Annotated in this window: 19 protein-coding genes and 1 tRNA gene; 12 read left to right on the forward strand and 8 right to left on the reverse strand. The window is 45.3% G+C overall.

What is annotated here, in order from left to right:
- Positions 1 to 188 precede the first annotated feature (188 nt).
- The 4 genes from RIG27_RS05840 (at position 189) to coaBC (ending at position 2509) form a co-directional block, all read left to right on the forward strand.
- A complete protein-coding gene (locus RIG27_RS05840) occupies positions 189 to 560 on the forward strand; it encodes a DUF1818 family protein (protein ID WP_446343285.1) in 372 nt (123 codons plus the stop codon).
- Positions 561 to 822: 262 nt separating this feature from the next.
- A tRNA-Pro gene (locus RIG27_RS05845) sits at positions 823 to 896 on the forward strand.
- Positions 897 to 1100: 204 nt separating this feature from the next.
- Positions 1101 to 1313: a protein IsiD gene (gene isiD / locus RIG27_RS05850; RefSeq protein ID WP_446341994.1), complete on the forward strand. Its 213-nt coding sequence runs from the start codon at positions 1101 to 1103 to the stop codon at positions 1311 to 1313.
- The gene (coaBC, locus tag RIG27_RS05855; protein WP_446343287.1) at positions 1310 to 2509 is read left to right on the forward strand and encodes a bifunctional phosphopantothenoylcysteine decarboxylase/phosphopantothenate--cysteine ligase CoaBC; all 1200 of its coding nucleotides are present in this window, start codon (positions 1310 to 1312) and stop codon (positions 2507 to 2509) included. The genes isiD and coaBC overlap by 4 nt, the downstream gene beginning before the upstream one ends.
- Before the next feature lie 63 nt (positions 2510 to 2572).
- Here the strand turns inward: coaBC and RIG27_RS05860 are convergent, their stop codons facing one another.
- From RIG27_RS05860 to RIG27_RS05875, 4 genes are all read right to left on the reverse strand, one after another.
- Positions 2573 to 3340 (reverse strand): response regulator, encoded by a 768-nt coding sequence (locus RIG27_RS05860; RefSeq protein WP_446343289.1) that lies wholly within the window; start codon positions 3338 to 3340, stop codon positions 2573 to 2575.
- 10 nt (positions 3341 to 3350) lie between these two features.
- Positions 3351 to 3797 (reverse strand): response regulator, encoded by a 447-nt coding sequence (locus RIG27_RS05865; RefSeq protein WP_446343291.1) that lies wholly within the window; start codon positions 3795 to 3797, stop codon positions 3351 to 3353.
- Complete coding sequence (locus RIG27_RS05870) at positions 3794 to 9757, reverse strand: AAA family ATPase (protein WP_446343293.1); 5964 nt, start codon at positions 9755 to 9757, stop codon at positions 3794 to 3796. The genes RIG27_RS05865 and RIG27_RS05870 overlap by 4 nt, the downstream gene beginning before the upstream one ends.
- 273 nt (positions 9758 to 10030) lie before the next feature.
- Positions 10031 to 10633, reverse strand: coding sequence for a gamma-glutamylcyclotransferase (locus RIG27_RS05875; protein WP_446343295.1), 603 nt, complete (start codon positions 10631 to 10633; stop codon positions 10031 to 10033).
- Positions 10634 to 10950: 317 nt separating this feature from the next.
- Here RIG27_RS05875 and RIG27_RS05880 point away from each other — a divergent pair, with 317 nt between their 5' ends.
- The 5 genes from RIG27_RS05880 to RIG27_RS05900 all read left to right on the forward strand — a co-directional run bounded on the left by RIG27_RS05880 (position 10951) and on the right by RIG27_RS05900 (position 15074).
- The gene (locus RIG27_RS05880; RefSeq protein ID WP_446341982.1) at positions 10951 to 11466 is read left to right on the forward strand and encodes an LptA/OstA family protein; all 516 of its coding nucleotides are present in this window, start codon (positions 10951 to 10953) and stop codon (positions 11464 to 11466) included.
- On the forward strand, positions 11467 to 11646 hold the full coding sequence (locus RIG27_RS05885) for a hypothetical protein (RefSeq protein ID WP_446343297.1): 180 nt from the start codon (positions 11467 to 11469) through the stop codon (positions 11644 to 11646). It abuts the gene before it with no gap.
- Between the two features lie 11 nt (positions 11647 to 11657).
- Positions 11658 to 12386: an LPS export ABC transporter ATP-binding protein gene (gene lptB / locus RIG27_RS05890; RefSeq protein WP_446343299.1), complete on the forward strand. Its 729-nt coding sequence runs from the start codon at positions 11658 to 11660 to the stop codon at positions 12384 to 12386.
- An 82-nt stretch (positions 12387 to 12468) separates the two neighbouring features.
- Positions 12469 to 13614, forward strand: coding sequence for an LptF/LptG family permease (locus RIG27_RS05895; protein ID WP_446343301.1), 1146 nt, complete (start codon positions 12469 to 12471; stop codon positions 13612 to 13614).
- Between the two features lie 386 nt (positions 13615 to 14000).
- Positions 14001 to 15074 (forward strand): hypothetical protein, encoded by a 1074-nt coding sequence (locus tag RIG27_RS05900; protein WP_446343303.1) that lies wholly within the window; start codon positions 14001 to 14003, stop codon positions 15072 to 15074.
- A 602-nt stretch (positions 15075 to 15676) separates the two neighbouring features.
- Here RIG27_RS05900 and RIG27_RS05905 read toward each other — a convergent pair.
- Positions 15677 to 17098, reverse strand: a complete 1422-nt coding sequence (locus RIG27_RS05905) for an NADP-dependent isocitrate dehydrogenase (protein ID WP_446343305.1) — start codon at positions 17096 to 17098, stop codon at positions 15677 to 15679.
- A gap of 621 nt (positions 17099 to 17719) precedes the next feature.
- Between RIG27_RS05905 and RIG27_RS05910 the strand changes: the two genes are divergently transcribed.
- Both RIG27_RS05910 and RIG27_RS05915 read left to right on the forward strand, forming a co-directional pair.
- Positions 17720 to 18433, forward strand: a complete 714-nt coding sequence (locus RIG27_RS05910) for a response regulator transcription factor (protein WP_446341970.1) — start codon at positions 17720 to 17722, stop codon at positions 18431 to 18433.
- 184 nt (positions 18434 to 18617) lie between these two features.
- Positions 18618 to 19337, forward strand: a complete 720-nt coding sequence (locus RIG27_RS05915; RefSeq protein WP_446343308.1) for a GUN4 N-terminal ARM-like repeat domain-containing protein — start codon at positions 18618 to 18620, stop codon at positions 19335 to 19337.
- Between the two features lie 275 nt (positions 19338 to 19612).
- Here RIG27_RS05915 and RIG27_RS05920 read toward each other — a convergent pair whose 3' ends face one another.
- Positions 19613 to 21160, reverse strand: coding sequence for an Ig-like domain-containing protein (locus RIG27_RS05920; protein WP_446343310.1), 1548 nt, complete (start codon positions 21158 to 21160; stop codon positions 19613 to 19615).
- A gap of 373 nt (positions 21161 to 21533) precedes the next feature.
- Here RIG27_RS05920 and RIG27_RS05925 point away from each other — a divergent pair, with 373 nt between their 5' ends.
- Complete coding sequence (locus tag RIG27_RS05925) at positions 21534 to 23057, forward strand: GAF domain-containing protein (RefSeq protein ID WP_446343312.1); 1524 nt, start codon at positions 21534 to 21536, stop codon at positions 23055 to 23057.
- Positions 23058 to 23093: 36 nt separating this feature from the next.
- On the opposite strand, the gene RIG27_RS05930 is transcribed toward RIG27_RS05925, so the two are convergent.
- Positions 23094 to 23966 (reverse strand): fructosamine kinase family protein, encoded by an 873-nt coding sequence (locus RIG27_RS05930; RefSeq protein WP_446343314.1) that lies wholly within the window; start codon positions 23964 to 23966, stop codon positions 23094 to 23096.
- A 138-nt stretch (positions 23967 to 24104) separates the two neighbouring features.
- Positions 24105 to 24491 (reverse strand): hypothetical protein, encoded by a 387-nt coding sequence (locus RIG27_RS05935; protein ID WP_446343316.1) that lies wholly within the window; start codon positions 24489 to 24491, stop codon positions 24105 to 24107.
- Positions 24492 to 24541 lie beyond the last annotated feature (50 nt).

Below are 24541 nucleotides of genomic sequence, written 5' to 3' on the forward strand. Positions count from 1 at the left end.
CTATAGGTTGCTCTACGTGTTTTCATGCCTATATTTTACCATAAAAATTTGACAAACTGCGGAATATTTAATTCCTAGTTTGTCTGCTATCCTTCCCCGACTTACTGTCGTTGAAGTCGGGGAATGCCGCAATTACGTTCAAATGAGGTTAAGTTAATAAATGTTCCTCAAACTCTGACCAATGACCAATGACCACGGAACGAATTGTCAAAAGTGGCTCAGGTTGGCGTCTAGGTTGGAATCCTCAGGCAACTCATTATCAGGGGTTAGTGGGTACTGATGAGTGGGCAATCGAGCTGACTCAGGCGGAGTTAGACGATTTTTGCCGATTGTTAGCACAGCTTGCTCAAGCCATTGAAGACATCGCTGATGAGTTGGTCGATGAGGAGAAAATCACCTGTGAAGCCGAAAGTGACTTGCTCTGGATGGAAGTCGAAGGTTATCCGTCTGCCTATACACTACGCTTTATTTTGAACCAGGAACGTCGTTGTGAGGGGAGTTGGCAAGCCACAGCCGTTCCCGGTTTGCTGCAAGCGACTCAGTCTCTAAAAGTCTTTTGAGAGAGTTCCAGAGGGGGCTATGAATGGAAGAGATACCTGAGGTGTGTGTAGGGGCGACCCGCTTGCATAAATGCTCAACTCGAATCCACTCCATGACATTGGGTCGCCCTTTCCTGTCGATGAGAGCCTGTTGGGTAACAGGCGTCAACCCAACCTACAGGATTTTGTGTTCTGACTGCTTCCCCTCCAACCCTTGTGTGAGAACCTGTTCCTGGAAAGTTGTTAAAATGATGAATCTTATGATAATCTAGGAAAGGTTTCACGGGGCGTAGCGCAGCTTGGTAGCGCACCACTTTGGGGTAGTGGGGGTCGTGGGTTCAAATCCCGCCGCTCCGATCGCAAGACCAAAATTGACCCTGGAGATGTTTATTTCTCTAGGGTTAATTCATGGTTAAGGATTCATGACTCAAACTGAAGAATCTTACCAGAACCTTAACCAAAAAAGTCCCCAGTTCTGTGCTTGAATGGCGATAATAGAAACGCGGCAGTAATAGCACTCTCCGCAGAGTACATCAATCCGATTCAAGAGAGGCGTGAGCAATGGCAACGTTAACCATGTCCCAGCGTGATTTGTCGGCTTTCACGGAACAGGATGTTGCTGAATTAGCAGGACGTTTAGAACAGGACGAATATGAAAATGCGTTTGCGGGACTAGATGACTGGCATGTGCTGCGGGCGCTAGCCTTCCAACGTCCGGAGTTAGCAGAACCCTACCTCTACTTGTTAGACCTGGAAGCGTATGATGAAGCGTGAATGAGTCGCGGCAAGTATTGATAGGTATAGGCGGTGGTATCGCCGCCTATAAAGTGTGTCAGGTTATTTCCACCCTGTTTCAGGCTGGGGTGCAAGTTCGGGTGATTCTCACCCAAGCGGCTCAAGAATTTATCACCCCGCTGACTATTTCCACCCTCTCGCGCCATCAGGCGTATACCGATCGCGTATTTTGGCAACCGATTCACCATCGCCCCGTTCATATTGACTTGGGTGAATGGGCTGATTTATTCGTGATTGCCCCGCTTACCGCTAACACGTTGGGCAAATTAGCTCACGGTTTAGCGGATAATTTATTAACCAATACCGTTCTCGCCTCCCATTGTCCCGTACTCCTTGCCCCAGCGATGAACACGGATATGTGGGAACAGCAGGCGGTACAACGGAATTGGCAAAACCTGTTGAGCGATTCCAGATATCATAGGGTAGGACCCGGTGCGGGGCGATTGGCGTGCGATCGCATGGGTGCAGGGCGCTTGGCAGAACCCTCCGAGATTCTCGCTGCTATTTATTCGGTGTTATACACAGGCGGTAAGCGGGATTTAGTCGGCAAACAGGTTTTAATTAGTACCGGTGGCACCAGAGAACATTTAGACCCTGTGCGCTTTATTGGCAATCCCTCTACAGGTAAGATGGGACTGGCATTAGCACAAGCGGCAAAGCATCGCGGCGCACAAGTTATATTAGTCCATGCGCCCTTAACTGAACCCATCCCCCCCGATATTCAGGCAATTTCCGTTGTCAGCGCTGCTGAAATGCGTCAGGTCATGTTATCTTATTTCTCCGCAGCCGATCTGGTAATCATGGCAGCCGCCGTCGCCGATGTCAAACCTGCCGATCACGCCTCAGAGAAATTACCCAAAGCCCAGCTTCCCACTGCCTTAGCTTTAGAACCTGTACCGGATATTTTGGCAGAGTTAGGACAGCGCAAACAAGCCCATCAACGGCTAATCGGATTTGCAGCACAAACTGGCGATATTGTCAAGCCTGCGTTAGAAAAATTAAACGCCAAGAACTTAGACGCGATCGCCGCCAATCCCATTGATCAGCCGAATGTTGGATTTGCCAGCGACACCAACCAAGCCATTTTCATCGATAAACAGGGACGCCAGGAGTCGGTTCAACCGTGCAGCAAACTTGAACTCGCCCACGCCTTGCTTAATTTTATCGGTTCGTAGTAGGCACTTTAGTGCCTCAAAATGCTATATTTCCCAGCACTAAAGTGCTGACGACGAACAGCCTTATTCATGAATATCTCGTCCTTCAGCAATAAGTAAAATAACCTTTCCTTCCTCATCTTTTAACGGTTTAAGGGAAAAATCCATACAAATCATCACACGTTCCGGTTTACGAAACTGAACGTCCTGGCGAACCAAATCACCGTTAGCCGCCGTTTTAATCGCCGCTTTCAACCACTCCTGTATAGATTGGCAGTGATTCCAACACTCCAGTTTCCATACAGGCAAACCGAGTAAATCATCTAATTTATAGCCACTCGCATTTAATGCCGTTTCATTGATATCAACAATCAGTCCTGCTGGAGTCAGCAACATCATGGATTGAAAGGTTTGATTGAAAATTGCCCGGAAACGTCGTTCACTATCCTGGAGTTTTTTGAGAATTTGTCCCCGTTCAATCGCATAGCGAATCGTTTTCACTAATAAGGGAATCGTAATATCATCCTTAAGTAAATAATCTTGCGCCCCATGAGCCATTGCTCCTAAGGCTAATTCTTCGTCATTATTTCCCGTTAACACAACAATAGGAAGATGGGGAATCGCCTCTCGGAATTCAGTCACCGTTTCTAAGCCATCAGCATCCGGAAGATTCAGATCTAACAACACCACATCAATGGGGAAATTCGTACAACTCTCAATCGCATCAGCGAGTCGTTCAACATGATGAAGTTGCCATTCGGTTGGGTCTAAACGTGAAAATCGATGACGCTGCAAGCGAGCATCACTAGGGCTATCCTCCACTAATAGGACATGAATTAGTTGTTTGTCCATAGGACTGGTATCACTCCGAGGGCAATTGAACCGCCGCTAACCAAAATTCTTTCAATAGTTGAACCATTCCCATAAACTGTTGAATATCGATAGGTTTGGTAATATAGCAGTTGGCATTAAGTTCATAAGACTTGAGTATATCCCCTTCATCCTCTGAAGTTGTGAGAACGATCACTGGAATCCGTTTAAGCGTGGGGTCTGATTTGATCGAGGTTAATACTTCTTGACCATCCATTCCCGGTAAATTCAGATCCAACACAATCAAATCCGGACGGGGACTGTTCGTATAATCCCCCTGATGGAGTAAGTACTCTAGGGCTGTTTCCCCATCTTCCACCCAACGCAGGGTGTTAGGAATTTTAGCTTGCTTAAAGCTGATCTGGATCAGATTCGCGTCACTGGGGGAATCTTCAATCAGTAAAATTTCAATGGGTCTCAATCTATAATGACTGCTCATAGCGAGGATATTAAACAGGGAAGGGTCAAGAAAAATGTGCTACCAACTCCAGGTTGAGATTCCACCCAAATCCGTCCACCGTGGCGTTCGACAATTTTCTTACAAACGGCTAAACCGATACCTGTACCCGAAAACTCGCGCCGGGTATGGAGACGTTTGAAGATGACAAAGATACGGTCGAGATATTTGGGTTTAATCCCAATTCCATTATCCTTTACCTGAAACAGCCATGCATTCTCTATCAATTGTGCCTCAATCTGGATGAGAGGGGGACGATCGCGGCAGAATTTTATCGCGTTTCCGATCAGATTTTGAAACAGTTGGATCAGTTGAGTGGGATCAGCCTGAACTGTGGGGAGGGCATCGTAGGTAATCGTCGCTTGGCTTTCTGCGATCGCGATCTGTAAATTCTCACTCACCTGACGCAGTATAGCATTACAATCGGTCGGTTTCCCCTCTGGTGGACGAGTTCCCAAACGAGAATACATCAGCAAGGCTTGAATTAACTGGCGCATTCGGGTTGCACCATCAATGATAAACGCCATATAGTCTTGGGCGGATTCATCGAGTTGATCGAGGTAGTCTTGTTGTAAAAGTTGGGTATAACTTGCCACAGCGCGTAACGGTTCCTGCAAATCGTGGGAAGCAATATAGGCAAATTGTTCCAATTCTTGATTAGAACGTTGTAGTTCCTGGGTGAGTTCTTTAAGTTTTACTTCAGCCTCACGACGTTCAGCAATTTCCGTCTGTAAGATAGTATTCATCGTGGTTAAAGCTTGGGTGCGTTCTTCCACTTGCCGTTCTAATTCTGATCGCGCATTTTGTAAGATATGTTCCGCTTGTTTTTGCAGGGTGATATCTTGAGACATTACCATCCCGGCAAAAATTTCACCCCGCTCATTTTTCACCGGCAGGGTATAGACTTGATGGGTGCGATCGGCAAATGTAATTTCTGATACCTTGGTTTCTCCGGCTAAGGCTGACTGATACAGGGGTTCGATTATTTTACAAACATCGGGTGATAAAACCTCTGTAATCGTTTTTCCTTTTAACTGTTCCGGTTCAAAACCGCCAGCCCTTACCCCCTCCCCTTCTACTAACAAGAAGCGTAACTCTCGATCAAATAATAAAACAGAACCATTAGGAAAGTTTTGTGTCAGGGTTCGATAAAGTCCCTCACTTTTACGTAAAGCGGCTTCCGTGCGTTTGCGTTCGGCAATTTCCGCCTTTAATGAATGATTAAGTTCCGCTTGTTTTTGCCACAGCCGAGCATTTTTAATCGAAATCGCGGCTTGGGCTGATATTAGATTTAATAGTTCAACTCGTGCGGGTGTAAATGCCGCGATCGCTAAATTATTTTCTAGATAAAACAGTCCAATTAATTGTCCTTGATTTAGCAGGGGCGCACAGACAATAGATTTGGGTTGATTTTGCTGAATATAGGCATCGGTAATAAATCTATCCTCAGACGTGGCATCGTTTAAGACTAAAATGTCTTGCGTCCGGCTGACATAATGGATAATCGCGGTGGGAATATCAAGGCTTGTTTCTAAGGGAATCGATTGCAAGACAGCAATACTATCTAAATCCCCCCGACACGTTGCTTCAATCCGTAACTGTCCCTCCCAATCCAATAGTAAAGCGCCTTGTGTCGCGCCAGCATTTTCGATTAAAATTTTCATTAAGCTAATCAGCAACTTATCGAGGGCAATTTCACTAGAAAGCGCTTGGAATGTTTTAATAATAGTGGTCAAGTCTAGCACAGCGGCAAGATGACTCCCCGAAACTGAGTCCGTATGTGAATTGGTAAGTGTATCTTTGATATTAACCGAGGTTAAGGCGTCGGTAAATAAGCCAGGATAAGTCTTCTCTAAATCTTCAACCTTTCGCTTGGCACCCCAATGTTGATAGCCATGGCGTGCTTTTTGCATGTAAAGTTGAGCAAACTTTACCTTACCTTTACTCAACCAAAACTTGGCGGCTAGTTCATTTCCTAAAGCCTCATGGTGAATAAACCCATTAGTTCTGGCTAAATCAATGGCTTGATCATAGAAGTCCATTGCTTTTTCCGTTTGACCAGAAATCCGTGCCATTTCTGCATTAATTAATACATAGTTATGCCGAAAGTTTTCTGGACAATTGTCTGCCCAACCTTTCATCTGAACTTGAGCAATAATCAAGGTTTGCCAATAATCAGCTTGTTGACTCTCCGCCGCCTGAGGATAGAGTGCGGTTAAAATCAGGGATATATAAAAATTATGTTCAGCTTGGGTAAATAAACCCCGAATAAAGGGCAAGTATTTTTCGGCTGATTTAATACAATTAAGTGCTGCTTCGGGTTGGTTGTAGAGATAGAGAACCCAGGCTTTAATACTGTAAAATGTACAAAGACCACCAAACGTCTGATAAGTCTGGCAGCTAGCTAAATAATTGGCTTCACTCATCTCATCAGTATCAAATACCTCTTTCGCTTCCGTTCGTCCACATAAATTTCCAATAGGCAGTTTACAGGCTAAAATCATGTCTGTTACCCATTGGTTTTGAGTTTTGCGGCTAAAGTGCAAAAATGTATCCGCTTGGGTAAGGACATCGGTTAAGATTGAGCCTTGATTGAAGGCATTATGAAATTGATTGTTTAAGATATAGCCAACATATTGAAAATCCCCAGCGTCCATTCCCGCCTGATAAGCTTCATGATTAATCGACTCAGCACATTGAATCGGCTTGACCCAGGAATTCAAAAATGTCGCCAAAAAATGATGGGTGCGACTGATATAAATTGGATGATTAAACGTTTTGCTCAGTTGGCAAGCCAGTAAACCAAAGGCATACCCAGACTGATAATCTCCCCAAAGGGAACCCAGGAGTAATCCATAATTAGAATAGCCTTTAGCTGATTCAGGAGCATTACCATATTGTAGGGATAAATTGACGAGTTTTACCGTAACCCATGCATAACTATCTTGATCAAAGAAATACGTGGGCGGATCGAGACTTAGTAGTAAATTGACTGCCGCTTTTGTCATCCTGTCGGTCATATAGGGTAAATCAATTAGACTGGCAATGCGCCGAGTTCCTAAATTTCGTTTTAAGTCAGATAATTCCCGATTTAAGCGGCTTTTTACATTAGTGTCGGGAAAATCGATACCGATTTTTTTGAGGGCTTGGCGTCCGACTTGAATGGCTTCCTGATAGTTGGCTAGCATGGTATGCTGAACAATAAGCAGGTTATACAGTTCAGCCTGTTCAATAACGGATTTAGCTTGAATTAAACTCTGATGAATTAAATGCTGTGATGATTCAAAGTCACCATTCAGATATTCAACTTCAGCGAGTTCATTATGAAGTTTTAAGGTTAATGAATAATGGTCAGTCCAGCTTGTTTCACTTAAGGTTAATAGTCCGTAGTTTAGGTAATCTCTAGCGGCGGTATAAGCCGTTGCTGACTTCGCTTTTTTGGCAGCCGCTAAGTTTAACCGAGTTAATTCAAGTCGTTCGTGAGTCGTGGTAATTGCGTAAGCTTTCCAATTGAGATGATCAACAATATCAAAAATTCGCTCATATTTTTGATAGGGGGATAGCTGGGCAAGCAACAGCCGACCAATGTGCCAGTGCACGGTTTCTTTTGTTGCTTTATCCATTAAAGCATCAACCGCTTGTTGGACGCGATCGTGCGAAAATTTATAATATTGAATTAAATGAAAATATGTTTTGGAATTTTTTGCCTGAGGTTCAATTAATCCTAACTTAATTGCTGGAGATAAATCATCCCAGGTTTCCTTCGGAATTTTCCCATAAATTTTGGCAAGTAAATCGAGTTGAAAATGATTTCCGATACAAGCGGCTAAACTTAAAACCTGTTGAGTGCTTTCCGGAAGTTTTTTTAACTTGCCAATCATCAACTCCACCACGTTATCTGTAATCGCAGTTTCTTCAATCCGGTCGATATCCCAAGTCCACTGACCTAAACCTTTGTTGGTAGAATAACTAAAGAAAATCAGATTTTCCTGGGCGAGGGTTTTAATAAATTCTTTAATAAAAAAAGGATTTCCTGCGGTTTTACGCACGATGAGTTCGGCTAAATCAGTAACCGCTTGAGCATCTCTGTGTAAGGTTTCGGAGATTAACTCAATAACGTGTTCCCGGTTCAGGGGGTTTAAGATAATTTGGTTAAGACTAACGCCAAGACTACAAATTTTATCGAAGCTAATCATTAAAGCATGATTCGGCTCAACTTCATTGTCTCGATAGGCACCAATCAGGAATAGATGGTGGATTGGGTCATCTGTCAAAATGAATTCCAGCAACTTTAGGGTAGCCGCATCAGCCCATTGTAAATCATCTAAAAAAATGACTAAAGGATGTTCAGGTTGACAGAAAACCCGCATAAAGGCTTGAAACACTAAATGAAAGCGATTTTGTGATTCAGCCAATCCTAATTCAGGCACTTCAGGCTGAGTACCAATAATCAATTCAACGTCTGGAATGACCTGGATAATAATTTGTCCATTGCGACCCAAGGCTTTCACTAATCTTTTTTCCCATTGCCTAAGTTGTGCTTCAGGTTCAGTTAAAATTTTTCGGATTAATTTGGAGAAGGCATTAACCAGGGCGGAATAAGGAATATTGCGTTGAAATTGATCAAATTTTCCAGTAATAAAATAACTGTTTTTCTGGATAATAGATGGACGAATTTGCGGGATTAGAGCGGATTTGCCAACCCCAGCATCACCGGTAATCAGCATGATTTCACTCAGCCCTTTTTGGGTATTCCTTGCCCCCTGCCCCTTTGGGGAACAGGTGATGCGAAAAAAAGCGGCGAGGAGTGCTTGAATTTCGCGTTCTCGACCATAAAGTTTTGGGGGGATTTGCAATATTATTCCCAGATCATGACATCCAAGGGGGAATTCTTGAATTTTGCCAGTTGTTTTTAATTGGTCTAAACAATACTCTAAATCCGCCTTGAGTCCTACAGCACTTTGGTATCGCTTTTGCGGCATTTTTTCCAATAGTTTCATGACAATATTGGAAATAGCTTTAGGACAAACTAATTGGTGATTAAGAAAGTGGTGAGTGTGGAGTATTGACCCAACACTAGGCTGATCTGGAACCAGATTTGTCGGGATGGATTGAGGAACTTTCTGTTCGCTATTGATGGTAACGTTTGTGCCAAACCCGCCTTGACTGAGTTTTGAATCAACGTCCCCATCTTCCTTGTCTTCCCCATCTTCCTTGTCCTCCTCCTCTACGATGTTTGACTGCAATGTTACATGAGGGGGGAGAGGCTGTTGAGCCAGATGGCAATAAATCAACTCCATGGGTTCATCTTTATCGAAAGGGAGATGATGGGTTAATAGTTCATAAAGAGTGACACCTAAGGAATAAAAATCCGTGCGGTAATCTAGAGGACAATCCATCCGTCCAGTTTGCTCGGGTGATAAATAGGCTAATGTTCCCTCTACACTAGGCGATTGTTTTAGGGAATGATTTTCGCTGGATACGCGAACCGCGATACCAAAATCAATAATTTTGAGTTGTCCCGTTACGGGATTGAAAATAATATTTGATGGATTAATATCTTTATGAATTGTATTATCGGCGTGGATTTGACCTAAGCCTTCTGTAATCTTAATTGCAATGTCCAGAATATCGGACAGTGAAAATTTTATTGTATGGAGTAATACGTTTAATGCTTCTCCACCAATGTCTTCAAATATGATCACCAACCTATTCTGATAAGCGAGTAAGTCATCGGCGTGAATGACACTCGCCAGTTGCCAGTTATGAGTAATTTCGTATTCAGTTTTATAGCGGCTAAGTTCTTCAGACGTAGGATAGTCGGGTTGGAGAAGTTTCAAAATCACAGGTTGAGTATCGACCTGTCGGATTCCCCGATAGACTATAGAATTGGAGCTTTCGTAGATTTTGGCGAGAATTTGGTAACCCGGAAGGATAATCACAGTGGGATTTCCTTATTCATGCGTTGGTCTAGACGTAGGAATGGTACGTCTATCTAAAAACGGTAGCATTTTGAGGCGAAACTGTCTCTTTTTTTACGGATTAAGCTGTTCGGCATTTAAACCTTAATGTCAATAATGGCGAAATCGTTGGTGTACCAGCCAGAAAGCTCGCTACTAATACCCAATTTAAATGCATGACAGCTTACCGGGAAAAGTTAATTTAGCCTCCCCGTCGCCTTAGGGAGAGAACTCAAATGGCTTCACTTTCCTCCCTTAGCAAGCTTGCTGTAAGGATTGGGTTTGCCAGTGACGCTGTTGAAGCTGATGCATGTGGTTAAAGAGTTGCCAACAGTAAGATTCGCTTAGCCCACAAGTAATAGCCCCACGCAACACAACATTAAAATACCAATCGTTCGGTGCTAGTTCTTCGGCTAATTTTTCCACAACTACATAAGTCCGGACATTGTGATAGATTCGTCCTTGACAACATACTTGCACGGTTTCTCGTCGATAGCCACCACGGGGTACTTCTTCCCGGTGATCAAGAGGATCACTAAATCGCTCAGGTAAGCGGTATAAGACGCCTTCAACCGTTGCGTTCACATCGGGTACGATATCCAGTACACCACAGTTACGCTTGACTGATTTGCGGTTAAATCCCAGTCTATATCCGTTGAGAACGGCTGAGCCTAGGACGAAAGCATGAGTACTTTCACCTAGCGATCGCTTTAAATCAACTGGACACATACAGGAGCCATAGGCGAAGTAGTAAAAGGTTGGCTCTGTCTGCGGAAACTGTAGCACATTAGCTACGGGTGCAGACGAATCAAGAGACGGTGAGGGTGAATCTTGGCGATCGCGAGGCTGATTTGTCATCGCTGGCTAAAGACTACAGAACTAAACAACAACGGTAAGTAATATATTTTCAACCAAGTCAGGAAAACGAACTGTAGCCAATTTTTCAGAGTTAAGTATAATAACTATCTCTGATGAAATCGTGGCAATGAAACCTGGGCAAGTGCTGATGCGTCAAAAGAGTTAGACGAAACTGGCGAGAAGAATCATGACCCGATTTCTGGATGGGGAGCGGAGCTAGACTGAATTTCTGATGAATCGCCAGTAGTATAATACAGAGGTCTGAGGTTGAAAGACTTCTCGGATCTGCCCGACACCTATGGCTGATAAATATACTGATGAAGTCCTGCTTATTTGATATGGTGAACCTGAAGCAACGTCTAGGCATAGCGCTGATTGTGCCAATTAGCCTGATGGGAGCGATCGCGCTTCCCACTCCCCTCAAAGATGCCCAAGCCCAAACTGGCGATGGACGTGCTATCACGGTTCGGGCAGATGTTCAAGAAGCGAATTCCCTAACGGGCGTTGTCACCGCACGGGGGAATGTACAGATTGATTATCCAGCTCGCCAAATTCAAGCAACGGCGGCTCAAGCTCAATATTTTAGTCGAGAACGGCGTATTGTGCTCACGGGAAATGTTTATGTTTTGCAACAAGGCAATAGTCTGCGTGGTGAAACGATTACCTATTTAATTGATGAAGGGCGCTTTGTTGCTCTACCGAAAACTGAACAACAGGTTGAATCGATCTACATTGTGTCTGATCCAGAAGCTCCAACTCAACCTGTCGCGTCGCCTGTAACTCCTCCGTTTAATCCAAAACCTGTATTCAAAACTCCAGTAAGTGATCAGTAGTTGTTATTCGTCATTCGTCATTTGTCATTCGTCATTCGTCATTCGTCATTCGTCATTTGTTATGGAACAGTCGGGGCGGGCGCGAGTTGTATCTGGGTGACAGCCAAGGATAGTAGTGAAACCCGCCCCGGAAAGACGTGCCATGGCACGTCTCTACAGATCACAAAATTCCCCAACTGAGGTAGCTATTCTTGAAAATCGTTTTAGAGAATATTCATAAATCTTATAACAAGCAGTCTATCGTTAACCGTGTCAATCTGTCGGTGGCACAAGGGGAAGTTGTGGGGCTGCTAGGTCCAAATGGTGCGGGAAAAACGACCACGTTTTACATTGCTATTGGTCTGGAAAAACCGAATCAAGGGACAGTATGGTTAGATGATCAGGACATCACCAAGCAGCCGATGCACCATCGGGCGCGTTTTGGGATTGGCTATTTGGCACAAGAACCCAGTATATTTCGTAATCTGACGGTTCGGGATAATCTTCGACTGGTGCTAGAGCAAACGGGTGTACCGCGTCAAGAATGGCGATGGAGGTTACGAACGTTGATCGAAGAGTTTGGCTTAGAAAAAGCAGCGAATACGATTGGGAGGCAGGTTTCTGGGGGTGAACGTCGTCGCACAGAATTGGCAAGAGCGTTAGCTTCAGGCGCAGAAGGACCCAAGTTTTTATTCTTAGATGAACCGTTTGCTGGGGTTGATCCGATTGCTGTGTCTGAGATCCAGAAAATCATTGCCCGGTTGCGCGATCGCGAAATTGGGGTTTTAATTACGGATCATAATGTTCGCGAAACCCTAGCCATCACCGATCGCGCTTATATCATGCGAGATGGGCAAATTCTGGCATCGGGTAGTGCGGAAGAACTTTACAACAACCCCTTGGTGCGACAATATTACTTGGGTGATGAGTTTCAAAAATAATCCTCGCTGTTTCTCGATGTTTCGTAAATAGCCCTCAAACCCATACATAAACATAAGACGAATGACATAAGACGAATGACGAATGACGATCCGTAAATCTCTACCTCTTTTCTCATTTATTCCTGGCGTATCGGTGATGGATCGTTATATTATCACCGAACTCATTCCCCCATTTTTATTTGGTATGGGAATGTTTTCCTCAGTGGGGGTAACGATTGGTAGCTTATTTGACTTGATGCGGAGAGCGGTGGATGAAGGACTACCAGCCACATTGGTGCTGAAAGTGCTGCTGTTGAGTTTACCTCAGTTCATGGCGTATGCTTTTCCTACATCTGTCCTGTTAGCCACCTTATTGACTTACAGCCGTCTTTCTAGCGACAGTGAACTAATCGCGTTGCGAAGCTGCGGGGTGAGTATTTATCGCCTAGTGCTACCCGCGTTATTACTGAGTTTGATTGTTACTGGCATGACCTTTGGATTTAATGAATACGTAGTCCCCGCCTCTAACTATCAAGCAACGATAACCTTAGAAAAGGCATTAGGAGAGGAAAAACCCACCTTCAAAGAGCGCAATATATTCTATCGAGAATATGCACAGGAGGATAAAACACTCAAGCGCTTATTCTACGCTCAAAATTTTGATGGTGAGCGGATGAAGGGTTTAACCATTCTCGACTGGTCTCAGCAAGGTCTTAACCAAATTGTCACCGCTGATTCCGCAATATGGAATATAGCGCAAAGTACTTGGGATTTCTACAACGGCACTATCTATTTAATTGCGCCGGATGCCTCTTACCGTAACATCGTGCGGTTTGAACACCAACAACTACAGTTGCCTCGCATTCCCTTAGATTTAGCCAGAAAAGACCGCGATTACGATGAAATGAACATCACTCAAGCCATAGAACGACTAGAGTTAGAGCGCCAGACTGGGGACGAGGATGACATTCGCAAACTCAAAATCCGCATCAGTCAAAAATTTGCCTTACCCTTTGCTTGCGTTGTTTTTGGCTTAGTGGGGGGATCATTAGGCAATCGACCTCAGCGTACCAGTAAAGCCACAGGCTTTGGTATCAGCGTGTTAGTGATTTTCGCGTATTATATGCTAATGGCGATCGGAGATGCTCTAGGATTAAGTAATTACCTCCCCCCCTTAATCTCGGCGTGGTTGCCCAATCTGATGGGGTTTGCGGTTGGCGGATTTTTATTAATTCGAGCCGCCCGGTAGCAAGAGGAGGCGATTGAAATCGCAGCTACACAAACAAAGTCCGCCTGCGCGGACTGGGTTATAACCGGGGTAGCGTTCCCCGAATTTGGTATTGTAAAGTATGACTCTTTGAACCCGTTTCAACGGGTTTCAGCTTTTAGCCCCAACTTTAGTTGAGGGCTTAAGTCAGCTTACTCAACCGAACAGCATGGTGGTATAACCTGTCCGAACGGATGAGTCGCAGAGTCTATCAAATTAGATATAATTAGTGGGTTGCACTACAGAACCAACCGTTTACTCAGAAAAAATCAATCCTTTAAATTATTTCTGTAACAAAAGTTACATTATCCTACTTATTCTGACTCGGTTCGTTCAATTTTTGTCAAATCCTACTTCTGACTTGCGCTATGTCATCTCCCAATCAAGTGCCTGCGTATCTGCGCTATTTAAAAGCCCGACTTCAACCCTTAAGGCAACCCAAATTTTGGCTATCCGTCATGGGCTTTGGCTTAATCGTGTTGTTTGTCTGGGAATATTGGAAGAATCCCAATTGGTTGAGTTTCTTAGACGAAGACCCAATCCGCGAGCAATTTGAGAACTCAACGGATGAGACAACGCTTTCGGCTGAAGAACTTGCCGCTAACATGGCAGATATTGACAGTTCGGCAGTCCTGATTGAGGAATTTGACCAACAGAATGCTCTCGCGTTGGCTAATCTACCGAACCAGAAGCCCGGAGACAAAAAAAATTCCTTGACCGCATCGGCATCCGAACCGCCGTCAACCTCTACTTCCTCAATCCTAAATAGCGCGGCTGAGTCAAAACCAAGCTTCAGCAATCCCTTTGCCAAAGCCTCACAAGAGTTCCTCATGGGGGATATTTTGTCGGGTAAGGGACTCTTTCCCAAACCGAATATGTTGAGTTCTGAGTCTTCCTCCTCAAACTCAGACACGAGTTCTGCGAATGCTTTCCTAGAATTGACTGAGGTGCCAGGAACTGAGGCGTCTCAAACGAGCAATCAAAATTCTGAGCAACTGACGCAACGTTCTGACACAAGTCCCAGTCAAACCGTGCCAACCTCTGGAACGAGTGAACAAAACAGGACTCCATTACCCACTGTACCAAGGACGACAACTAACAGAGGGATGATACAGCCTAGCTACCCTCCGGCTTCTGTACCGACGGTCTCTGGTTACAATGGTGCCGGACAGCCCACCTATCCCACAGGAGTGGCACCGAATGCAACGGTTTACAACGGAGCCGGACAGCCCATGTATCCATCAGTTCCCGCCCCTCCAGCCCCTGCAACAGGTGTCACTACTTATCCGGTGATGCCAACCGCACCTGCCAACTCTGCTAATGTTGGACAATATCCGATTCAACCCAATAACGTTCCTAGCGCCGGAAATAACCCAATACCCATTACACCGGGACTGCAACAGAGTCAGCTTAACGGCTCACAATTAAATGCCCCCCGTTAGGGAGAGAAGGTTATTGGTTTATCCGTTAATTTTGTTCCATTACCCGCCCCTAGAGCGTCGGTCAAATATTCCTAGAAACCGGGGAAAGGAGTCAGGATGACAACGCAATATCAACCTTTCACCTTGCTCGGACCCGGTTTCTTGACCGATGTCCTAGGTTAGATTTTTTGCCACGATATTAGATGGATAGATTAACCTGAAACCAGATAATAAAACCCACCCTGTTTTCCAGCGCGATCGCACCTTCTAAATGTACATCCCAAACATATAGGGGCGGGTTTAGGAATTAAATTAGGACCAATCTCAAATTGGACAACGAAACCCGCCCTGCCCCCAATCTCAAGACTACGATGGTGATAATAGGGCACGGCATTGCCGTGCCCCTACCACAACGGAAGGGATAATTGATTGGGTAGGGGCACGATACCATCCATTGGTGTCAACTTAAGGTGAAAACCAATGCTGGCAAGGTTTTAAGCTGTGTCTATCTACCTACTCCTCGATATTTTCCCCCTCATCCCCTAACCCCTTCTCCCTCTGTGGGGAGAAGGGTTGAGCTTAAGTTGACAAGGATGGATACCATCGTGCCCCGCCTGATAGAGCTAGAAGTGTTTAATAATTGCGTCAGCAAATTCTGAACACTTCAACGGTGACTCAACCCGTGGCGTCATCATGCGGGCTAAGTCGTAGGTGACTTCCCGATTAGAAATAGCACCGCTAATTCCGCGTGTAATTAAATCAGCCGCTTCTTGCCAGCCCATATATTCCAGCATCATCACCGCCGATAGGATGAGTGAACCGGGATTAATTCGGTCTAAACCCGCGTGCTTAGGTGCTGTGCCGTGGGTGGCTTCAAAAATGGCACAGGTGTCACCAATATTGGCACCGGGTCCCATGCCTAAACCTCCTACCAGGGCAGCTGCTGCGTCGGACAGATAATCCCCATTCAGGTTCATCGTCGCCAGAATCGAGTATTCATCCGGGCGAGTCTGGATTTGTTGGAAAATACTGTCCGCAATCCGGTCATTGACCATGACTTTTTCTTTCCATTGACCATTGCCGTGGGTATCCCAGATGGCACTGAGAACACTTTCGACTTCTGCCGTAGCTTCCGCCCGCTTTTCCGGTGTCAGGGCATCATAACCGGGTTCAACCTTACGGGCATTGTCTTCGAGGCTGATATCTGGGTCATGTTCTTTATTGCTCAGTATCCACGATTCGCGTTCGGTAACGCATTGCGCCCGGAATTCTGTGGTCGCGAGTTCATACCCCCAGTCTCGAAATGCACCTTCGGTGTATTTCATAATATTACCCTTATGCACCAAGGTAACCATTTGCTTGGCTTTGGGTAAGATTAAGGCGCGTTCAATGGCGCGACGAACCAGACGTTGAGTACCGGTTTTACTGATGGGTTTAATCCCAATCCCTGAGTCAAGGCGAATCTGCTTTGTGCCATGTTCTGGCGTGGCTGGAATAAAATCGTTATTGAGAATTGAAATCAGTTTGTCGGCAATTTCGGTTCCCTGACGCCACTCAATTCCCAGGTAGATATCTTCTGTGTTCTCCCGATAGATAATCAAATCTAGTTTATCGGGTTCTTTGTGGGGCGAGGGTGTCCCTGGGTAATATTTGCAGGGACGCACGCAGGCGTAGAGATCATTAATTTGACGCAAGGCGACATTGAGCGAACGAATACCTCCACCGATTGGTGTGGTTAAGGGTCCTTTGATGGCAACGCCGTATTCTTTAATCGCGGTTAAGGTGTCTTCCGGTAAGTATTGATATGTTCCGTACTTGTCGCAGGCTTCATCCCCAGCATAAATTTTAAACCAGGTAATGTTCCGCTTCCCACTATACGCCGTTTGCACCGCCGCATCAATGACCTTTTGGGTCGCGGGCCAGATATCGACACCTGTGCCGTCTCCCCGAATGAAGGGAATAATCGGATCATCAGGAACAACGGGTTTCCCATCCTCGAAGGTAATCCGAGACCCTGTATCTGGAGGTGTGATTTTTTCGTACATAAAACTCTTTCGCTAAGGTGAAAATCAGCATCACGATTATTGATGCTCCGAAAAAGTTACCAGATCTCTTGGCTGCTGGGAACTTTATTAAGTTTTTTTGCAGATTGCTGTCGAATGAGGACGAAAATAGCAAGAAATTGGTAACAAATATAACGGACATTTAATGAGTTGTCCATTACTGATTACCCCTTACAAAAGGTGATGGGGTGATGGGGTGATGGGGTGAATCTTCTCCCACTCTCCCACTCTCCCACTCTCCCACGAACACGATAGTCTAGCGTTTAGACACTCGCTGAACTCAACTATTATGCTGGAATAAAGCATCTGTGTTGGCTATCGTGGCGCATTCTGTTACTCGATAGAGCCTAGCTCGGCGTTAACCCGACTATGTGATGGGGTAGCCGATGACAGAGGGTTGGTTCATCTGTCCTCCGGTTGACTTGTCGTTCAATGTTTGTGGCAATACGCTACTGAAGTCGCTAGGCTATTACCAACACTGAGTTTTTTGCTCCTGATTTCTGCTCCTGTCCGGACGCTTCTTGCCCAAGGAAAGACGTTCTAAGGGAAAGCATCTCACCTACCCTAACCTTCAACCTTTTGATCCATGACTGACGACCAACGATGAAAAAAATTTTAGTGGTTGATGATGATAGAACATTACGCATTACTTTGACACGCGCCCTGGAAAATATGGGATATCAGGTTCAACAGGTGAGTTCTGGGGTAGAAGCTTTGGAGGCTTGTGTCAAAAATCCACCCGACTTGGTGGTTTCTGATGTGATGATGCCAGAGATGGATGGAATAGAATTTTGCCGTCGTCTGAGGGCGACTCCATCCGGTCAACTGATGCCTTTTATTTTTCTATCGGGCAAAGGAGAACTCGAAGACCGGATTCACGGTCACTCCATCGGAGCGGATGATTATCTGATTAAGCCCGTTAATCCGAGAGAATTAGCAGCTAAAATCGAGGCTCAGCTTGAGAGAACCCGTCGTATCCATGCTCTGATTGTTCAGTTGATGCAGCTTAATGCCAGTTCCGCTGTCACGGAGTTAGCGAACCAAGCCAAAACCGCTCAAGCGACCGAGGTTTCAGCACCCCAGGAAGAAGAAACTGTCACCCCTACACCTTTACCGTTGACACCTGCAGAAGAACGAGTGTTTTGGGAAGTGATTCAAGGATTGACGAATAAACAAATCAGCAATCGCTTGTTTATCAGTCCGCGTACTGTTCAAACGCACCTGAGTAGTATTCTTAATAAGTTAAAGCTGGGGAACCGCGCTCAGATTATTCGTTTTGCCTATGAAAATGGTTATCAACCTCCGAGCAATGGTTAGGAAGGCGGGGGAGCTGGGGAAGCTGGGGAAGCTGGGGAAGCTGGGGAAGCTGGGGAAGCTGGGGAAGCTGTTTCTAGACCGATGATCTAAAGTAATCTTGTCAATTTTAGAGTTTAAGGCGTTCAAGCGAGCCACTTTGCCTCGACAATAGGATCAGTTGCCGCAACTTCAAACACGTCGCTTCATGATAGACCAAACGACTGCCTCTGTACCCGAAACCAACCACCTTGCCGAGTTGACTAGCCAACTCGGGTCGAGTTCTGAGAAAAAACAACTCCAGCTCATTCCAGAACTGGTGAATCAGGGGGATGCTGGTTTAGATGTTTTGATGGACTTTCTGCAAGCGCAATCCTCTAACCCTCCCAGCCTCAGTTCCGGTTTGACATACCAAGCCCTTTATCAGGCAAAGACTGCCAAAACTGAGGAGTTCCTACAAAACCATTTTCCGACAGGAATTTTTCCCCTGTTGTCTGAACGGGATATTGACTACGCTCCTCTACAACAGTTACTTGCCGAGCAAGAGTTTCAGGCAGCAGATAGGTTGACATTAGAGAAACTTTGTGAATTGGCTGGGTCTGCTGCTGTACAGCGCAAATGGTTGTACTTTTCCGAAGTGGAGAAGTTCCCGATTCCCGATTTACAGACAATTAATACCCTGTGGGTGATTCACTCGCAAGGTAAATTTGGATTTTCTGTGCAGCGGGAACTTTGGCTTGCTGTGGGCAAAAACTGGGAAAAACTGTGGCCCAAAATTGGCTGGAAGTCCGGGAATATCTGGACTCGATACCCCAATGAGTTTACATGGGAACTCAGCGCCCCCAAAGGTCATCTGCCGTTGTCGAATCAGCTACGCGGGGTCCGGGTTATTGCCAAGTTGCTGTCTCATCCGGCGTGGTTAAGCTAAATTTGGTCATTGGTCATTGGTCATTGGTCATTGGTCATTGGTCATTGGTCATTGGTCATTGGTCATTGGTCATTTGTCATTGGTCATTTGTCATTTGTCATTTGTGATAAATTAACGGCTAGGTCGGGGCGGGTTTAGTTACATTCGGGTGAAAACAAATGATAGTAGTGAAACCCGCCCCTACAGGTTTCTCATCTCCCTCAATTGGTGATCGCGGATTGGGGTTCAATTTTTCCCGACACCCGACACCCGATACCCGACACCCGACACCCTAATCAGGGTAGCCAGTGGGGGAGGAATCCTGGTAATAATGGCTCAGGTTGTAGTTGTACGGGTGTTTCTGAGGTTATAGATTCATCTAAGGGCAATAGCCAAAGACGCCCGGTGGCGATCGCCTGTCCTTCGTCATTTCTTAAACTGTCAATGGGTGAGGCGGGTCGGGTGGCTACCTGATCGAATAATAAGGCTAACCCATCGGGGGATAAACTCAGTTGAATATCCCGCTGTTCTGGCAGAACGACTAAGGGTTTGACTGGACTCTCCTCACTATCGGGTTCGGTGTTGAGATTAACGGCGGCGATAAAGGGTTCCTCGCGATACTCTTCCCCTTGAATCAGTTGGGTGAGCAGGCAATAGAGGGTGTCCTGATTGGGGGCGAACTCACAGTTGACAATCGAACCCGTTGTGCGGAGGAGTTCTTCCTCAGTTCCCTGATTATTCACCAAAAACAGCGATCGCGTGTAGTCGGTGTTAAATTTCACCATTGTCGCGGCTGCACCATCTCTGGCAAAGCTGAGAACTTGACCAAACTTGGGCAGAAAGTCTAGAGGTTCGGCGTCGGCGTTTAAGGGCAGAATCGCCACTCCTTGTCCTTGGGCTACGGCTAATGACGCACTATCTGGGGCAATTAAAAATTCGCCACCGGGCTGATTTTCTAAGGGTTGGGGTTCGCCATCAGTAGGGATCATCCACAGACCAAAGTCAGCGGGATCTTGTCGATTCACTCGCTGTACCACAATGATTTGCCCGTCTCTGGATAAGTCAAATTGCAGATTTTGATAGTTTTGGCTATCTAACACCAAATCCAGCTTACCAGGGGTTTGCTGAGACGGAGAACGCTGATCTGGAGAGGGAAACGACAGTCCCGTGGTTACGGTGTACAGTTGTGCCGTGAGTAACCCCTTTGCCTGATTTTGGCGATCATTGGCAGAAAATAAAATGCGATCGCTCCCCGGATAGGGCTGAAAGTCCAGTACCACCAGATCAGCCGGCGTCAGCAGCGTTTTTTGCTGTTGGGTGAGATTATAGAGGATTAACCGCCCCTGCTCCTCCCCTTCGACGCCAATATAAGCAAAAGCGCGATCGCGACTGTGAAAGGTTGCCTGAAACGGTTCCATAACTGTACCTGTTTCTTCAACCCCTGGTATTTTCTCCTTTGCCCCCTGAAGCTGAACCTGATAGTCATTACCATAGGGAATCGGCGAAAGCAACGTATACGCCATTTTACGCCCCGCCCAGCTAATCTTGCCCTCGATTGGCGGTACATCTGAGGGACTAACCTCACCCTCTGGCAAAACGGGTGTGATTTTGAGATTTGCTTTTACGCTGGCGTGGTTCATCGGACGGCTAAAGGTTAGAATAAACGCCGTATCCTCAGCACTGATGTATTTGTCCTGCCAACTGAAATCCCTAACTCTAGGTTGAGTGGTATCGCCTGTCAATAGCACGATGCCAATTAACAGACTTAGCACTACCATGATTATCAAAGCCAGACGGTCAATGGGTTGGAGAAATTTTTTAGATAGTACGGTTGGAGCTGACATTTCAACGATCAAAGTTGGCATTTAGATTCTAGTCTAGATCCGCCTCCAGACAGTAACTATATAGGGTGCAGGCTTTCTCTACTAACCCTTGTCCGGATAAAACAGGGTATTGTTACCGAATCTTTATATTCAATAAACGGTATGGTGATTTTTCTGTAAAGTTCTGTAAATTCATCCTTTGGGTGTATTGAATCTATTGTGAGGCGTTTTTAAATTAAGGAGAATACGCCTCGACCCCTGCATATATTACACGTTGCTGACTTACTGCCATGATTTCCCACCTCCATCAGCCCTCAACGGGTCATCTTTTCGACGCCAATACCCTCGATAAAACAATTCTCGCTTTTGCCAAATGTGGCAGGTTCCTGATGACATGATAAAATCCTCCGATAAAGAGGAATTTTTAGAATGTGTGTTGCCCTTAATTGCTGAACCGCTAAAGGTGTTTAGTAAAGTCGAATATCTGGAACAGCATCCGCCACTAACTCATAAGGATGAAATTCAGCTAACTGATGGACGAATTTTCGAGCTTTATTCCACGCCAGCTTTATCGGCTACAGGAACGTGCTACGGCAGAATTTGGTCATTCCGTGACATTACCCAAAACAAACGAACTGAACAGCAATTAAAGCAACAAGCCAAGCAAGAGCGGCTTTTGAGCTGTATAAATCAGCGAATTAACCAATCCTTGAATCTGAATGAAGTCCTGAATACAGCCGTAGAAGAGGTGCGGAAATTTATAAAGTGCGATCGCACTCTGATTTATCGGTTTAATCCCGATTGGACGGGAACCGTTGATGTGGAGTCAGTTGGCGAAGGGTGGATGAGGATTGTTGGCACAACCATTGAGGACGATTTTTTTAAGAATCCTGAAGTTATATCGTTTCTCTACCAAGACGGTTATATTCGAGTGATTAACGATATCTACAATGCTAATTTAAGCCCTTGTCACATTGAATTACTCGAAAAGCTTCAGGTTCGGGCTAACCTAGTAGCGCCTATTTTACAAGGAAAAAAGCTCTGGGGATTGCTGGTGGTTCAGCAATGTTCTGGAGTGCGACAATGGCAGCAACAGGAAATTGAATGTGTGCGAAAACTTAGTATTCAGTTAAGCATGGCAATTCAGCAAGCGGCATTGTTTGAGCAAGTCTCGGCTGAACTCAAGGAACGCCAAGCCGCTGAAGCTGCCTTGCGAGAGTCGGAAACAAACTTGAAGGAAAAAGCCACCCAGCTTGAACAAACTCTACGCGAACTTAAACAGACTCAACTTCAACTGGTTCAAAATGAAAAAATGTCGAGCTTGGGACAGTTAGTAGCAGGGATTGCTCATGAAATTAATAATCCAATCACATTTATATCTGGAAATATTTCCCATGCCAATCAATATGCTCAGAATTTATTGGAATTAGTCCAACTCTATGAGCAGCACTATCCTCAACCTGCATCAGAAATTGAAAGCTTAATTGAAGATATTGATATCGACTTTCTCAGAGAAGATTTGCCCAAACTTCTCAGTTCGATGAAATTCGGGGTCAACCGTCTGGAAACGTTAGTGGCTAGCTTAAAGAATTTTTCGCGCCTGGATGAAGCTGAACGCAAATGCATGAATGTTGAACAAGGAATGGAGAATACGCTGTTAATTTTGCAGCACCGCTTCAAGCCGGAAGTCTCTAATATCCAAGTCGTCAAAGACTATGGCAATATTCCCTCTGTGGACTGTTATCCCGGACAACTCAATCAAGTCTTTATGAATTTGCTGAATAATGCCATTGATGCTCTAAATTCGGGGGATGAACAAGCGGATAAGAATAAGGGTTCAGCATCGACAGAACTCTCTTTTCCTGATCATGCTCCCACACCGACGATATGGATTCGGACTGAATTATCGGAGCATTGAGGTATCAGACAAGTCTGATCGCATCCTACCCGCATCTTATCCAAGAATTTGCTCAATCATCCGATTGGCTTGCGATCCATACCCACCACCAAACAGATTAAAGTGATTGATGATATGGTACAAGTTGTACAAGGTTTTGCGCTGCTCATACCCCGAATCTAACTGCCACACTTGGTTATACCCCCGATAGAACGCCGCCGGAAAGCCACCAAACAATTCTGTCATGGCAATATCCGCTTCGCGATCGCCGACATAAGTTGCCGGATCTAACAGTACGGGTTCCCCTGATGTGGTAACAGCCGCATTTCCCCCCCACAAATCCCCGTGAATCAAAGAGGGTTTGGGTTGATGATCCAACAATTCAGGAACTTTTGCCAATAATTTATCTTGCCCCGGAAAATGTCCCCCGCGACGCCGTGCTAGTTTGAATTGATATCCTAATCGATGTTCGGCAAAGAATTCTGCCCAATCATCCATCCAATCGTTAATTTGTGGCGTTGAACCAATGGTGTTGTTTTGATTCCAACCAAATCGCCCGTCTTTGCCTTGAGGCGGAATCGCCTGATGCATCGCCGCTAGCTGGCGTCCCATTTCTACCCAGGATTCACTATTCCCACCGCCAAATTCCAGCCACTCTAGGACAATATACGCCGAATTTCCAGCGACACCATAGACGATGGGTTGCGGAACTCGAATCGCATGGGTATCTAGCATTTGCTTTAATCCCAACGCCTCTGCTTCAAACATACTGACTTGAGAGGCTTGGTTAGTTTTGACAAAATAGGTAGTATCGTCTCCAATTAACGCACAACCCTGATTAATGCAGCCGCCACTCACCGAACGGCGGTTCACGACTTCAAAGGGTTTGCCTGTGATTTTACTAATCTGGGCAGCTATCTCTGTCCACATCGTTGATATTGGTATGTTAGCGGCAGACTTCCAACGTCAGTTTATCAGAAAGGAGGATCAACGTTGACTTCTTTTTCCGTGGAGCCTTCTACCCTCTGCCCTGGAGCCTTCTGCCTTTCCCCGTGATCACTGAGACAATTATTGGCTATCTTTTGAGCAATAGTCAGCACAATTGGCAGCTTCTTCCGTTAATACCGTACAGGGATTGACAGCGCATTTCAGATAGGGATCATTTTTAAAATATTTACAATTTAAACAAGGAACTTGATGTAATCCTTTGATTGGCGTTAATCGATTCCGGAATGATTTTAATAAATTTGACCGTAATAAAATTAAGACAACCCAAGCCATTACCATAAAGCTTAGGGGTATCAGTAATAAGCCTCCGTTTTGCTCAAAAGATGAAGAATTGCCTTTTGCTGAATTTGTCGGAAATGGATAGTGTGATGGTTGTTCTGTATTAATATTTTGCCGGGAGCTTAAATTTTGGCTCAAATAAAAATTATCAGCTTGTTTATTTTGCATGTCATCCACCTCAAAGTATTTTTTCATCTATATGAAAAGTACACTGCTCT

The organism is Coleofasciculus sp. F4-SAH-05, assembly GCF_040222985.1.
GTDB lineage: Bacteria > Cyanobacteriota > Cyanobacteriia > Cyanobacteriales > Coleofasciculaceae > Coleofasciculus > Coleofasciculus chthonoplastes.

Coding starts and splice junctions, on each gene's coding strand:
- RIG27_RS05840 (WP_446343285.1), top strand. CDS start 189: ATGACCACGGAACGAATTGTCAAAAGTGGCTCAGGTTGGCGTCTAGGT.
- isiD (WP_446341994.1), top strand. CDS start 1,101: ATGGCAACGTTAACCATGTCCCAGCGTGATTTGTCGGCTTTCACGGAA.
- RIG27_RS05860 (WP_446343289.1), bottom strand. CDS start 3,340: ATGGACAAACAACTAATTCATGTCCTATTAGTGGAGGATAGCCCTAGT.
- RIG27_RS05865 (WP_446343291.1), bottom strand. CDS start 3,797: ATGAGCAGTCATTATAGATTGAGACCCATTGAAATTTTACTGATTGAA.
- RIG27_RS05875 (WP_446343295.1), bottom strand. CDS start 10,633: ATGACAAATCAGCCTCGCGATCGCCAAGATTCACCCTCACCGTCTCTT.
- RIG27_RS05880 (WP_446341982.1), top strand. CDS start 10,951: ATGAAGTCCTGCTTATTTGATATGGTGAACCTGAAGCAACGTCTAGGC.
- RIG27_RS05895 (WP_446343301.1), top strand. CDS start 12,469: ATGACGATCCGTAAATCTCTACCTCTTTTCTCATTTATTCCTGGCGTA.
- RIG27_RS05900 (WP_446343303.1), top strand. CDS start 14,001: ATGTCATCTCCCAATCAAGTGCCTGCGTATCTGCGCTATTTAAAAGCC.
- RIG27_RS05905 (WP_446343305.1), bottom strand. CDS start 17,098: ATGTACGAAAAAATCACACCTCCAGATACAGGGTCTCGGATTACCTTC.
- RIG27_RS05910 (WP_446341970.1), top strand. CDS start 17,720: ATGAAAAAAATTTTAGTGGTTGATGATGATAGAACATTACGCATTACT.
- RIG27_RS05915 (WP_446343308.1), top strand. CDS start 18,618: ATGATAGACCAAACGACTGCCTCTGTACCCGAAACCAACCACCTTGCC.
- RIG27_RS05920 (WP_446343310.1), bottom strand. CDS start 21,160: ATGTCAGCTCCAACCGTACTATCTAAAAAATTTCTCCAACCCATTGAC.
- RIG27_RS05925 (WP_446343312.1), top strand. CDS start 21,534: ATGATAAAATCCTCCGATAAAGAGGAATTTTTAGAATGTGTGTTGCCC.
- RIG27_RS05930 (WP_446343314.1), bottom strand. CDS start 23,966: ATGTGGACAGAGATAGCTGCCCAGATTAGTAAAATCACAGGCAAACCC.
- RIG27_RS05935 (WP_446343316.1), bottom strand. CDS start 24,491: ATGCAAAATAAACAAGCTGATAATTTTTATTTGAGCCAAAATTTAAGC.